Genomic DNA, 14100 nt, shown 5'->3' with positions numbered 1-14100 from the left:
GCCGTGTGGAAGCGGGCCGCGAGGAGCGCCGCCGTCTCCGGGGCGAACAGGTCGCTGTCGTAGCCGAGGAAGCCGGTGACGCCGTCCTCGCCCTGCCAGAGGTAGAGCTCGCAGTCGTTGCGGACCGTGTCGGGCGCCATCACCAGCGGGCGGAGCGGCACTTGGGCCAGCCGGGTCTGTGGCGGCCGGGGCTGGAGGACGAAGAGGACGTCGTAGAGGGAGGTACCGCGCAGTCCGGCCTGTTCCGCAACCGTCTCCACGGGGACGTGGGCGCCGCTGTAGGCGTCGAGACAGGTGTCCCGTACGGCGTGCAGTACGTCGCGGACCGTGCGCGCGCCCGTGGTGTCGGTGCGCAGTGCCAGCATGGTCGCGAGGGGGCCGATGGCGCCCGGGGCACGATGGCGTTCGCGGGTGGCGATGGGTGATCCGACGGTGATGTCGCCGTGTCCGGCGGTGCGGGCCAGGGTCAGATGGAACGCGGAGAGCAGCACCATGAAGGGCGTCATCGTGTTGCTGTCGGCCACTTCCTGTACGCGGCGCATCAGTTCGGCGTCCAGGGTGACGTCGACGTGCCCGGAGCGGAAGCGGCGGACGGCCGGCCGGGGCCGGTCGGTGGGCAGCGAGAGGGGGCGGGCGCCGGCGAGCCGGTCGCGCCAGGCGGCGAGGTCCGCGGGGTCCGGCTCGGCCGGGACGGCGGGGAGCGGGGTGGCCGGGCCGAGGGGCAGGCCCGCGTACAGGGTGCCGAGTTCGGTGAGGAACACGCCCAGTGACCAGCCGTCGGCCACGATGTGGTGGGCCAGCAGCTGGAGTCGGCCGGTGCCGTCGGGCAGGGTCCAGACGGCGACGCGCCAGAGCGGTCCGGTCGCGAGGTCCATCGGCTCGGCGGCGCGGGCGTCGGCCTCGGCGCCTGCCCGGTCGCGGGCGGTCTCGGCGTCGAGGTGCCCGAACTCGGTTACGGTCAGGTCGGGTTCGGCGTCCGACGCGGGCGCGACGGCACAGGTGGTGCGGTCCTCGTGCGGGAAGGTGGTGCGCAGTACGGCGTGCCGGCGGGCGAGGGTGCGCAGCGCGTCGGCGAGCCGCCCGATGTCGAGCGGGCCGCCCGTCTCGGCGTCGAAGCGCAGGATGTTGGCGGTGGTTCCGGGGTGGATCTCTTCGAACAGGCGCAGGCCGAGCTGGACGGGTCCGACCTGTGGGGCGGCGGTCGCGGTGGTCCCGGTGGTGCGGGCACGCCAGCGGGCCAGGAGGTCGCGGCCGAGGTCGGCGGGTACCTGAGCGCTGTCTGACACAGGCGTCGTCCTCCGTGTGGTCATCGGACGTGGCCCTCCGCGTCGTCGCCTCCGCGCGCGGCTCCGTGGCCGCGGACGTCGTCGCCCCCGTGCGCGTCGTCGTGGCCGTCGACTGCCGGTGCGTCGGCGGGTGCGGCCACGTCGCCCGGTGCAGGTGCGCCGCCCTGTGCAGGTGCGCCGCCCTGTGCAGGTGCGTCGGCGGGCTCTGGTGTATCGCCGGGCTCGGGTGCGATTCCGGGCGCGGGTGGGTCGACGGGCTCGGGTGGGTCGTCGGCTCGTTCGCGGGTCGTCAGCGTCCTGACGCGTTCCAGGACGTCCGTCCGCGGCACTCCGCGCCCGGCCCAGTGCTGTGTGAGGCGTGCGGTCAGTTCCCGGGGCGACCGGGCGCGCAGCACGTCCTCGACGGGGACGGGGAGGGTGAGGGCGTCTTCGAGCACCGCGGCGATCTCGGCGGCGCGCAGGGAGTCCCCGCCGATGGCCGCGAGGGTCTGGTCGGGTCCGCAGGAGGGGACTTGGCAGACGGCGGCGAAGACGGTGGACAGCAGGCGGGTGAGGAGTTCGGCGTCCTCGGCGGCGGTGGGTGGGGTGGCGGTGACGGCGGTGCCGCCCAGGGTGCCGTCGAGGTGGCGGGCCCGGGCCAGGGAATGCTGGATCTTGCCGCTGGTGGTGCGGGGGATGCTGCGGGGCGGGCAGAGGACCACGGTGTGGACGCGGGCCCCGGTGGAGTCGAGGACGCGGGTGCGGATGTCGGATGCGAGTGCCGCCCGGTCGTGGTTGTGGCCGGCGACCTCGACGGCGAGGACGATCTCGTCGTCGGGTCCGCTGAAGGCGGCGGCGGTGGGGCGTACCGCGGGGTTGTTCTCGGTGGCGGCCGAACACAGGTCGTGCGCATGGTGGTTGACGCCGTTCTGGATGAGGACGTCCTTGCGCCGGCCCGTGACGGTGAGGTGTCCGGCGCGCAGCCGCCCGAGGTCGCCGGTGCGCAGGTGGCGCGTGCCGCCGAGGTCGCCGAAGAGTTCGCCGTCGGAGGTGCCGGTGGCGTTCCAGTAGCCGTCGCTGATGCTGGGGCCGCTGATCCAGATCTCGCCCTCGGCGCCGTCGGCGACCGGGACGCCGGTGTCGGGATCGACGAGGGCGAGGGTGTGTCCGTCGATCACGGGGCCGCAGTCGACGCGGCCGTCCTCGTCCACGCCGGTGTCGTGGCCGGGCCAGTGGTGTCCGGTGACGATGAGGGTGGCCTCGGCCAGTCCGTAGCAGGGCAGGAACGCCTCGGGGCGGAAGCCGTGGGGTGCGAAGCGGTCGGCGAAGCGGTGGAGGGTGGCGGGGCGTACGGGTTCGGCGCCGTTGAAGGCGAGCCGCCAGGTGCTGAGGTCGAGTCCGCCGAGGTCGGCGGTGGCCGCGCGCCGGTCGCACAGGTCGTAGGCGAAATTCGGTCCGCCGGTGTGGGTGATGCCGAGTTCGCTGATCTGCCGGATCCAGGCGAGCGGATTCTTGAGGAAATGCACGGGTGACATCAGCCGGACCGGAAATGCTCCGTGGACGGGTGTGAGGATGAATCCGATAAGCCCCATGTCGTGATAGGGCGGCAGCCAGGAGACGACCCGTGCGGTTTCGTCGAGCTGGAACACCTCGGTGATGGCCCTGATGTTGGCGAGAAGGTTCCGGTGTTCCAGGACGACGCCTTTCGGCTGCCCTGTGCTTCCCGAGGTGTACTGAATGAGAGCCGGGTCCGCGGGGGCGGCGGCGGTGCGCAGGAGGTCCGCCAGGGCGTCGGAGTCGGGGCCGGTGTCCGCGGGCGGGGCGCCGGCGTCGGCCGCGTCGAGAGTGAGGACGCGGGGCCCGTCGTCGGCGTCGGCGTCGGGGGTGAGGAGGCCGAGCAGCGCGGGGTCGGCGAGGAGGGTGGCGGCCCGGGAGTCCTCCAGCATCCGGGTGAAGCGGGCGGCGATGCGGGCGGTGGAGCCGAAGATCGGCGGATATGCGGGCACGGCCGGCACCCCGGCGAGGAAGCATGCCCAGACCGCGACGACGAAGTCCAGGCCAGGCGGGTACAGCAGGAGCGCGGGGCCCTTCTGACCGGTGTCGGCGCGCAGGTGCCGGGCGGCCCGGGTGGCTCGTGTCAGCAGCTCCTGGTAGGTGAGGCTGTCCACCCGCCCGTCGTCGTGCAGGTACTCGTACGCCGTCTGCCCGCCGCGGGTGGCGGCGTGCCCGACGAGGGTGTGCACGAGCGTGGGGCGGGCGGGGCTCGGCATCGGCGGACTCCATTCCCTCGGCCGCGGGGGCCCGGTGTCGGACCGGGCCGGCGCCGGCGCTCGAAGACGGGCGGCAGTACGGCGGCACACTTCGGCGCCGACGCAATTAGAAGGGCGCGGTCTCTCACTCGGCTCTCAGTTTCTTATCGCTCGCCTCTCAGCCGCCGAGGTGGTGATTGAGCGCCCTCCACGGGAACTGATAGGCATGAGATCGGTGCGCATTGGACTTTGCGCCGCGGCCCGGTCGGACATTTCCGTTCCGCTCGTGCCGGCCCAGCACATTCTCGTGTTCTGCGTTCACCGTCTCCGATGGAGGTAGAGGTGCGCCCGACCCGACTGGGTTCCCGTTGGTTCCGATCATTCGGCGAAGTCACCGATCCCGTCTGCGAGGTGGTGTGCTTCCCGCATGCCGGGGGCAGCGCCGCCATGTTCCAGACCTGGCACCGGGCGACCTCGGCCCTGCGGATCACCGCGGTGCAGCTGCCGGGCCGCGAGGTGCGTCTCGGGGAGCGGCCGTTCCTGGAGATGACCGCGCTCGTGGACGCGCTGGTGCCGGCGCTGCGACCGCTGACGGGCCGGCCGTACGCGTTCTACGGGCACAGCATGGGGGCGCTGGTGGCCTTCGAGGTGCTGCGCCGGTTCACCGCGCTCGAACTGCCCTTGCCGCGCGCGTTGTTCGTGTCCGGCCGGGACGCCCCGCAGTACGGGGACCAGGAGGAGGTGCACCATCTGCCGGACGCGGAGCTGCTGGCGCGGCTGCGTGCCTGGGAGGGGATGGAGCCGCAGGACCTCTCCACGTACGAGGAGCTGGTCACGCTGATGCTGCCCACGATCCGGGCGGATCTGACCCTGGCGGAGACGTACCGCTACGCGCCGGGGCCCGCGCTGCCGGTGCCGGTGCGGGTGCTGCGCGGCGCGCGGGACCCGCTGATGCGGCCCAGGGACGCGGGATGGGCCGTGCAGACGTCGGCGGAGTGCTCGGTGCGCGAGTTCGAGGGGGGCCACTACTTCGTTCAGGACCAGGAGAGGAGCGTCGTCGCCCACATCGAGGCGGCGCTCGGCGTATCGGGCACGGGGGAGGCGGGCACGCGGTGAGCAGTTCCTCGTACGCCGGGGGTGTCGGCAGCGGGGAGTCCCGCGACTACAGCGACTACTTCGTGCTGCCCGCCGCCCCGGCGCAGCGAAGTCTCTGGTTCGTCTGCCAGCTGAACCCGTCCGGCAACGCCGCCTACAACGTGGTGAGCGCGGTGCGGCTGACCGGTGAGCTGGACGTCGTCCTGCTCCAGCAGGCGGTGAACGCGGTGGTGGCGCGGCACGAGTCGCTGCGCACCGGGGTCGGTCTGGTCGACGGCGATCCGCACCAGCTGGTGCTGTCCGAGGCGCTGGTGTCGCTGCCGGTGGTGGACTGCGCGAGTCTGCCGGCCGCGCCGGCCGAGGCGCGGGTGCAGACGCTGGCCCGGGAGCAGGCGGCCCTGCCGTTCGCCCTGGACGCGCCCCCGCTGCTGCGGCTCGTCCTGGTCCGGGAGGCGGCGGACCGGCACACCCTGATCGTGACGATCCATCATCTGGTCTGCGACAGCTGGTCGATGGATGTCTTCTACGGCGACCTCGCCGACGCCTACCGGGGGTTGCGGGAGGACGGCGCGGCCGAGCCGGCCGAGCTGCCGGTGCAGTACGCGGACTACGTCGGCTGGCTGGAGGAGGAGCTGTCGGGAGACCGGCTGGAGGCGCTGACCGCGCACTGGCGGGGCGCCCTGGCCGGTACGGCCGCGCTGGAGCTGCCGGTTGACCGTCCCCGGCAGCAGGGGCGCGGCGGTGCCGGCGGCCGGGTGGAGGAGCGGCTGGACGGGGCGACGACGGCCGCGTTGGAGGCGCTGGCGAAGCGGTCGGGCGGAACGCTGTTCATGGTGCTGCTGACGGGGTTCATGACGGTGCTGTCCCGGGTGACGGGCCAGGAGGACGTGGTGGTGGGGACCCCGGTGGCGGGGCGCCACCACCCGGACGCGGAGGGGCTGATCGGGTTCTTCGCCAACACCCTCGTCCTGCGGGCCCGGTTGGCGCCGTCCGGCGGCTTCGGCTCGGCGGCGGAGGCGGTCCGCGACACGTGTGTGGCGGCGTTCTCGCACGACCGGATGCCCTTCGACCGGCTGGTGCAGGAGATGCGGCAGGTCCGGGTCCTGGACCGCAATCCCCTCTTCGACGTCATGTTCTCGATGCCCGACTCCCGCGCGGACGCGCTGCGGCTGTCCGGCCTGGACATGACGCCGGTGGAACTGAGCGTCACGGCCGCCAAGTTCGACCTGTGGCTGACGGTCCTGCCGGACGGTGACGGGCTGCGGCTCCAACTCGACTACGACCGGGGCCTGTACGACGCGGCGACGGCGGCACGCCTGGTGGAGCTGCACCGGCTGGTGCTGGTGGACGCGCTGCGTGATCCGGCGGTCCCGGTGGGGGCGCTGCCCCTGGCGGAGGCCGCGGTGCCGGCGGGGCGGGCCCCCGCGTCCGGGCACCCGGCGGTGACGGTGGCCGGGCTGCTCGCGGGGCGCGGGCCGGACGACGTGGTGCTGTCGTCGGCGGACGCGGTGCTGACACTGGGTGAGCTGCGCGAGTGGGCGGCGGATCTGGCCGTACGGCTGCGGGCCGAGGGCATCGCCGGGCCCGGGGTGCGGGTGAGCACTCCCCCCGTGCCGTCGGCGGCGCTGGTCGCCGTCCTGCTCGCGGTGTTCGAGGTGGGCGCGGTGCCCGTGTACGGGCGGCGGCACGAGCGGGCGGGTGCCTTCGTGCGGCGGGCCGAGGGCGAGGAGGGCGGCTGGCTGATCACCACCGGGCCGCGGTTCGACCCGGTGGAGGTTGCCGGGGCGGCCGGACCCGGCACCCCCGCCTGGGGGGTGGACGGCCCGGTGCCCGAGGGGGCGGTGACGCACGCGGCGCTGGCCGCCGCGCTGGCGTCGGTCGCGGACCGGCTGGCGGTGACGCCGGAGGACGACGTGCTGCTGCTGGACGGGGATGCCCCGCCGTCGCCGGTGGACCTGCTGATGCCGCTGGCGTACGCCCGCAGTCTGATGCTGTCGGGGGTGCAGCGGGCCCCGGCGGGGCCGCCCGCCGTGTGGGTCCTGGCCGACCCGCCGACCTGGCGGCGCGTGCTGACCGAGGGCTGGGAGCCGCCGCCGGGCGCGCGGCTGGTCTGTGTCGGCGAGGTGCTGGCGTCCGACCTGGTGGAGATGCTGTCCCGCACCGGCCGTCCCGTGTTCCTCGGCCGTCCCGGCCCGCGCCCGACGGCCGCCCCGGTCGCCCTGGCCCCGCTGGACGGCTCGCGGGGCCGGCTGCTGGGAGCGGCGCCCGCCGGGGTGGTGCGCGAGGTGCTGGACGCGCGGGGGCGGCCCGTGCCGTCCGGTGTGGTCGGCGAACTGCACGTCGTGGACGCGTCGGGCGGCGCCGAGCCGGTGGGGCTGCGCTGCCGCCGCAACCGGGACGGCGCCCTGGAGGCGGTCGGGCCCGGTGCGGGGTGGCTGTTCGCGGGCGACCGCGCCGTTCGGGCGGCGGACGTCGAATCGGTGCTCTCGGGCCTGCCGGGGGTGGCGGAATCGGCGGTGACCACCGGCGCGGCGCACGGCCGGCCGGCCGCCTGGCTGGTGCCGGACGGCACGGTCGCGGCGGGCACCGGGGCGGAACGCGAGGCGTTCGCCGCGGGCGTACGGGCCCGCGCCCGCGCCGCGCTGCCCGCGCACCAGGTCCCGGACGCCTTCGGGGTCCTGGACGTGCTGCCGAAGGGCCCGGACGGCGGGACGGACCGGGGCGCGCTGCCGGAGCCGCCCGAGCGGGCGCCGCTCGACCCGGCGGAGCGGGTGCCGCCGCGCAACGGGGTGGAACGCCGGGTCCTGGCCGTCTTCCAGGAGGTCCTGGGGCTGTCGGGGATCGGGATGCACGCCGACTTCTTCGGGCTCGGGGGCCACTCCCTGCTCGCCGCGAAGATGCTCAGCCGGGTCCGGGCCGAGTTCGGCCTCCAGGTCCCGGTCCGCGACTTCTTCCGGCTGCCGACCCCCGCCGGACTCGCGGCGGCCGTCGAGGAGTTGGAGAAGGCCCGCGGCACGCGGCCGACCGCCGACGAGGCGCTGCTCGCGCAGCTCGCCGAACTGTCCGACGACGAACTGGACCAGCTCCTGCGCCATCTGAACTGACCTTCACTTCCGCACCGGTCACCGACCACCACGAGGAGCCCTCATGGGTATCGACGACGCCGACACCGCCTTCCAGGTCGTCATCAACGAACAGGACCAGTACTCGATCTGGTTCGCCGACCGGGCGGTGCCCGCGGGCTGGACCGCCGACGGCCCGACGGGCAGCAAGGAGGAATGCCTCAAGCACATCGAGCGGGTGTGGACCGACATGCGTCCTCGTTCGGTCCGCGAACGCTCCGTCTGACCGCATCCGACAGCTAGGACGGGAGTCCACCCGATGAGCGCGCAGCATGAGATCAGTTCACTGACGGCCGAGGAGAAGCGCACGCTCCTGGCGGGCCTCCTGGACGCCTCCGCCGACGTCACCAGCAATCTGACCCTGGAGCAGCGCCGGCTGTGGCTGCTGATCCAGCTCGACGAGAAGCGGCCGTGGCAGACCGGCACCGCGGTGCGGCTGACCGGCCGGACCGACCCCGCCGTACTCCAGCAGGCGCTGTCGGCGGCCGTGCAGCGCCACGAGGTGCTGCGCACGACGTTCCGGACGGTGGACGGCCGCCCGCTGGCCACCGTGCGTCCGGTGGCGTCGCTGCGGCTGCCGGTCGTCCAGGTCGATCCGGCGCGGCTCGACGCCGAACTGGCCCGGATCTCCGCCTCGGAGACCCGCCGCCGGTTCGACCTGGCGCAGGGTCCCCTGGTGCGGGCGAGCCTGCTGCGGCTGGGCGAGGAGGACCACGTCCTGCTGCTGACGGTCCATCAGCTCGTTGCCGACCGGCGCTCGGTGCGGCTGTTCACCGACGAAGTGCTCAGCGGGTACGGGCAGTTGCTCGGTGAGGGCGGTCAGGCCGCCTCGCCCGCCGCCGAACCGGAGGCGCTCGGCGCCGCCCAGCGCGCGTGGCTGACCGGAGACGAGGCCGAGAAGGACATCGAGTTCTGGCGGGCCCGGACCACGGGACTGGCCGGTCTGGAACTGCCCACCGACCGGCCCAGGCCGCCGGTGAAGACCATCGAGGCCGACGTGGTGTCCGTACCGGTCCCGGCGCGACTGCGCGCCGCGCTGGAGGAGTTCGCCTCCGGCACCGGCCGGCCGCTCTCGCAGCTGCTGCTCGCCGGCTACGCCACCGTGCTCGCCCGGCACGCCCAGCAGCAGACGTTCGCGGTCGGTGTGCCGGTGCCGCCGTCCTGGCAGGACGGTGCCGAGGAGCTGGTGGGCCCGCTGGAGAACACCCTGCCGGTCCGCTTCGACCTGGAGCCGGCCGAATCCCTGAACGGACTGCTGCGGCGCACCGGTTCGGCGCTCGACGAGGCGCTGGAGCACGCGCGGCTGCCCTTCGAGCAGATCGTGGAGGCGGCGCGGCCCGTCCGCGACCTCAGCCGCACCCCGCTGTTCCAGGTGCTGTTCGGCTTCGAGGAGGAGTGGAGCAGCCGGGAGCTTCCCGGGGCGGTGGCCCGCCCGCTGAGCCTGCCGGTGACCTGGACCCCGCACGACATCGACCTCTACGCGGTGCGCCGGGACGGGGAGCTGTCGCTGCGCGCCCACCACAACACGGCTCTCTTCGACCGGGAGACCGTCGAACGGCTGCTGCACCGGATGCTGCTCCTGCTGGAGTCGGGGCTCGCCGAGCCGGACCGCCCGCTGTCCGACCTGTCGCTGCTGTCCGCGCCGGACCGGGAGCGGCTGTCCGCGTGGAACGCGACGGCGACCGCGCACACCGGGTCCCGGCTGCTGCACGAACTGGTCGGGCGGGCGGCGGCGGCCACCCCGGACGCCGTTGCCCTGACGTCGAGTTCGGCGGAGCTGACGTACGCCTCCATGGACGCGCGGGCGGAGTCGCTGGCCGCCCGGCTCGCCGGGCTGGGCGCGGGCCCCGAGTCGCTCGTCGGGGTGCTGGCCGACCGGTCGGTGCACACCATGGTGGCGCTGCTCGGTGTGCTCAAGTCGGGCGCGGCGTATGTACCGTTGGACCCGTCGTACCCGGCGGACCGTATCGCCTCGATCGCCGCGGACGCCGGGATCAGGGTCCTCGTCGGCAGCCGGGGCACCCTGGACGGGCTCGACGGCACGGCGCCCGGCCTGGAGCGGGTGGTGGTGCCGACCGCGGACCCGGACGGCCCGGTCGAGCGGCCCGCCGTGCCGGTCGCGCCGGACAGCCTGGCGTACGTCATCTACACCTCCGGGTCCACCGGCCGCCCGAAGGGCGTGGCGGTGGAGCACCGCCAGATCACCCACTCCACGCTGGCCCGTTCGGTCGTCGAGGGGCCGGGGCTGCCGGAACGCTACCTGGTGCTGGCCCCGTTCACCTTCGACGCCTCGGGCGGCGGTCTGTACTGGACGCTGCGGCGCGGCGGCACGGTGGTGGTGCCCACCGAGGCGGAGGTCCTGGACCCGCGGCTGCTCGGGGAGCTGATCCGGGCCAAGGAGGTCACCCACGTCGACGGGGTGCCCTCGCAGTACGCGGTGCTGCTGGAGTCCGAGACCAAGGCGTTCCCGTCGGTGAGGGCGACGGTACTGGCCGGTGAGGTGCTGCCGCCGGGACTGGTCGAGGCCCACCGGCGGCGCTCCCCCGGCGTCGCGCTGTTCAACGAGTACGGCCCGACCGAGGCGACGGTCTGGGCGTCGGTGCACCCGGTGACCGCCGAGGACGCCGGGGCCGGCCGGGTGCCGATCGGCCGCCCGATCCCCAACACCCGCCTGCATCTGCTGGACAGGCGGCTCAACCCCGTACCGCCCGGTGTGCCCGGCGAGTTGTACATCGGCGGCGAGGGCGTGGTCCGCGGCTATGTCAACCGGCCGGGGATGACGGCGGGCAGCTTCCTGCCCGACCCCTTCGGCGAGGAGCCCGGCGGCCGGCTGTACCGGACCGGGGACCTGGCCCGCTACCGGGCGGACGGCAGCGTCGAGTTCCTGGGCCGCGCGGACACCCAGGTCAAGATCCGCGGCTTCCGGATCGAGCTGACCGAGATCGAGAACGTGCTGCTGCGCCACCCGCTGGTCGCCGAGACCGCGGTGATCGCGCGGGAGGACCAGCCCGGTGTGCCCCGTCTGGTGGCCTACGTGGTCCCCGCGGTCGGCCGGGTGCTGACCAGGGAGACCCTGAACAAGCACGTCCTGGCGCAGGTGCCGGACTACATGGTGCCCAGCGCCTTCGTGACGCTGGAGCGGATGCCGCTGACCCCGAACGGCAAGATCGACACCGGGTCGTTGCCGGCCCCGGACCTCGCGGTCGAGGACTTCGTGGAGCCCGGGACGCAGTTGGAGGCCGAGATCGCCGAGACGTTCTGCTCCCTGCTGGGCGTCTCCAAGGTCAGCGCGGTGGCCGACTTCTTCGAACTGGGCGGCAACTCCCTGCTGGTGGCCCGGCTGACCGCCCAGCTCTCCCGTACGCACGACGTGGCGCTGCCGGTGGAGCAGATCTTCCGGGTGCCCACGGTGGCCGGTATCGCCGCCGTCATCGAGGAGGACCGCCGGCAGCGCGACAACGTGGACAGCGAAGTGCTGTACGCGCAGCAACTGAAGGAACTGCACGCGGAGATCCGGCTGCCGGAGGAGATCACCCCGGGCGACCTGCCGCACTCCGAGTGGTTCGCGCCGCGCCACGCCCTGGTCACCGGGGCCACCGGCTACCTCGGCGCGTTCCTGGCGGTGGAGCTCATCCAGCGCACCGACGCCCTCGTGCACTGCCTGGTGCGGGCGGAGGACGAGGAGACGGCCTGGGAGCGGATGGAGCAGACCCTGCGCAAGTACCACGCCTGGGACGAGGCGTACCGGCCCCGGATGCGGATGCTCGTCGGTGACCTCGCCAAGCCCCGGTTCGGGCTGAGCGAGGCGGAGTTCACCGCCGTGGCGGCCGAGATCGACGTGGTCTACCACAGCGGCGCGGTCGTCAACTTCACCTACCCGTACGAGGCGGCGCGCCCGGCCAACGTCGAGGGCACCAAGGAGGTGCTGCGCCTGGCCACGACGCGGACCCTGAAGTCGGTGCACTTCGTCTCCAGCGTCGACGTCTTCATGGGCACCGGGGCGGAGCGGCCGTTCACCGAGCAGGACCTGGACAGCGGCCCGAACCGCATCCCGACCGGCTACCCGCGCAGCAAGTGGCTGGCGGAGAAGATCGTGTACCTGGCGCGGGACCGGGGCATTCCGGTGACCGTGCAGCGCCCGTGGATGATCACCGGTCACACCCGGACCGGCGCCTCGCACCACACCGACTACCTGTACGTGTATCTGCGGGGCTTCCTCGACCTCGGGGTGCTGCCGCTCTACGACGACGTCATCAACGCGGTGCCGGTGGACTTCACGGCGCAGGCGATCGTCCACACCTCGCTGCGGGAGGAGAACTTCGGGAAGAACTTCAACATCACCAACCCGGCGCCCACCACGATGACGCAGTGCTACCAGTGGCTGCGGTCGTTCGGCTACGACCTGAACGTGATCGACGAGGAGGACGCCCGGCAGCGGGCGCTGGGCGTCGACGAGGACCACGTCCTGTTCCCGATGACGCCGCTGCTGCGGGTCGCCTCGATGCGGCACGCCGCGCTCGACCCGGAGCTGCAGAAGCAGATCGATCCGCAGGACGAGTGCCGGGTGCTGACCGAGGCCCTGGAGGGGTCCGGGATCGCGTGCCCGCCGGTGGCCGAGGAGTGGGCGCACGCCTGCTTCCGGTTCCTGGTGGACGGCGGCTACCTGCCCGCCCCGGAGGACGTCGTCGTACCGCAGAACTCCGCCCACTGACCGTCGGACCAGGGAGGACCCGTGCCCACAGGAGGCTACTTCCGTACGGATCATCCGGGAGATGAGCGCCCGTGATCCGCTACGTGGATCTGAACGCGGCCGAGGGAGCCGCGCTGGACGAGCTGAGCCGCTCGGTCCTGCGGAAGCACGGGACGAGCGACGCTCCGGCCCTGCTGGACGAGCTGCCGGCGGTCGCCCACCGGCTGCCGGCCCGGCTGACGAGGGAGTTGCGCGGGTTCAGGACGGCCGAGCAGGAGTCCTGCCTGGTGGTGCGCGGCCTTCCGGTGGACGACGACCGGCTCGGGCCGACCCCGCTGGACTGGCGGGAGCGGCCGGGGGAACCGGAGTCGGCGGTGCACGAGGTGTTCCTGACGCTGGTGACGGCGCACCTCGGGGACATCTTCGGCTGGTCGACCCTGCAGAACGGGCGGCTGGTGCACGACGTGCTGCCGGTTCCCTCGCACGAGAACGACCAGAGCGGTCACGGCACGGTGGAGCTGGCCTGGCACACGGAGGACGGCTTCCACCCGTTCCGCTGCGACTATCTGCTGCTGCTGGGGCTGCGGAACCACGACGCGGTGCCCACGGTGGTGTCCGGCGTGGACGAGGTGGTGCTGCCCGAGGAGCACCGGTCGGTGCTGAGCCTGCCGCGGTTCCTGATCCGGCCGGACGAGGAGCATCTCAAGCACGCGCGGACGCTCACCGCCAGCCGGGGCACCCCGCACGTGGTGCAGCTGATGCAGGACGAACCGGAGCCGTGTGCCGTGCTGTTCGGGCATCCGGACCGGCCGTATCTGCGGATCGACCCGGCCTTCATGTCGCCGCTGCCGGGAGATCCGGAAGCGGCGGCGGCGCTGGACGCGCTGACCGGGGAGCTGGAACGGAACCTGTCCGAGGTCGCGTTGAGCCCCGGTGACCTGCTGGTGGTCGACAACTACCGCGCGGTGCACGGCAGGAGCGCGTTCAAGGCGCGCTTCGACGGGACGGACCGCTGGCTGAAGAAGGCGGTCGTCACCCGGGACCTGCGCAAGTCGCGGGCCTACCGGGAGAGTCCGGCGGAGCGCGTGTTGTTCTGACGGACGTGAGCACACCGGGGCGGCCAGGCGTGTCCGTACTGGCCGCCCCGCCACGACAGCACCTCAGGAGGAAGCGAGCGATGCCCCCATCGGTACCCCTGTCCGTGCCCCCGCCCGTCCGCGCACCCGGTCCTGCGGCCGGTGCGCGCGGTGTCCCGCCGGGTGGCCGCGCCGGGCTCACCACCGGCTGCTGGGTGGTCGAAGGCCCCCTCGATCCAAAGGAGTTGCGGACTCGGGCCGGGGACGCAGGGCCGGGGACCGTACTCACCGTGCAGGACCTCGGGGGCGACACGGACCCTGCGCGGTGGGGCGAGCTGATCCGCGAGGAGACGGCCGCGGCGGAGGCGGACCCGGGGCCCGCCCGGGTGCTGCTGGCGCGGCTGGGCGGGGAGCGGTCCCTTCTGGTGGTGGTCACCGAGGACGCCCTGTCACCGGCGGCGGTGCTGCGGTGGCTCCTGACGGACGGCGCCCCGTTCCCCGGCGCCGACCCGCCCCCGCGCACGGCCGGTGCGCCCGGGGCGCGCGCCGCCGGCTCCGTGCCCGGTCTGCCGGACCGCGGGGGCAGGGCCTCGGGGTACGCGC

General features: G+C 73.7%; 8 protein-coding genes. 6 read left to right on the top strand and 2 right to left on the bottom strand.

What is annotated here, in order from left to right:
• Together SZN_RS29900 and SZN_RS29895 are read right to left on the bottom strand one after the other, a co-directional pair.
• Positions 1-1286 (bottom strand): condensation domain-containing protein (locus tag SZN_RS29900; RefSeq protein WP_007502324.1); only part of this gene is annotated, 1286 nt, incomplete at its 3' end.
• 20 nt (positions 1287-1306) lie between these two features.
• Positions 1307-3535, bottom strand: coding sequence for an AMP-binding protein (locus tag SZN_RS29895; protein WP_007502323.1), 2229 nt, complete (start codon positions 3533-3535; stop codon positions 1307-1309).
• Between the two features lie 309 nt (positions 3536-3844).
• On the opposite strand from SZN_RS29895, the gene SZN_RS29890 reads away from it, so the two are divergent.
• The 6 genes from SZN_RS29890 to SZN_RS41650 all read left to right on the top strand — a co-directional run.
• Positions 3845-4630 carry a thioesterase II family protein gene (locus SZN_RS29890; RefSeq protein WP_106432733.1) on the top strand — a complete coding sequence of 262 codons (786 nt, stop codon included), beginning with the start codon at positions 3845-3847 and terminating at the stop codon, positions 4628-4630.
• Entirely contained in the window at positions 4627-7713 is a 3087-nt protein-coding gene (locus SZN_RS29885) for a condensation domain-containing protein (RefSeq protein ID WP_007502320.1), read from the top strand. Before SZN_RS29890 ends, SZN_RS29885 begins: the two co-directional genes overlap by 4 nt.
• A gap of 43 nt (positions 7714-7756) precedes the next feature.
• Positions 7757-7957 carry an MbtH family protein gene (locus SZN_RS29880; protein WP_007502318.1) on the top strand — a complete coding sequence of 67 codons (201 nt, stop codon included), beginning with the start codon at positions 7757-7759 and terminating at the stop codon, positions 7955-7957.
• Positions 7958-7990: 33 nt separating this feature from the next.
• Complete coding sequence (locus SZN_RS29875) at positions 7991-12442, top strand: non-ribosomal peptide synthetase family protein (protein ID WP_007502317.1); 4452 nt, start codon at positions 7991-7993, stop codon at positions 12440-12442.
• Positions 12443-12513: 71 nt separating this feature from the next.
• Complete coding sequence (gntD, locus tag SZN_RS29870) at positions 12514-13518, top strand: guanitoxin biosynthesis L-enduracididine beta-hydroxylase GntD (protein ID WP_007502315.1); 1005 nt, start codon at positions 12514-12516, stop codon at positions 13516-13518.
• 269 nt (positions 13519-13787) lie between these two features.
• Positions 13788-14100 (top strand): hypothetical protein (locus tag SZN_RS41650; protein WP_007502313.1); only part of this gene is annotated, 313 nt, incomplete at its 3' end.

It is taken from the genome of Streptomyces zinciresistens K42 (assembly GCF_000225525.1).
Taxonomy (GTDB): domain Bacteria; phylum Actinomycetota; class Actinomycetes; order Streptomycetales; family Streptomycetaceae; genus Streptomyces; species Streptomyces zinciresistens.
This window is presented reverse-complemented; position numbering and strand designations above follow the sequence as displayed.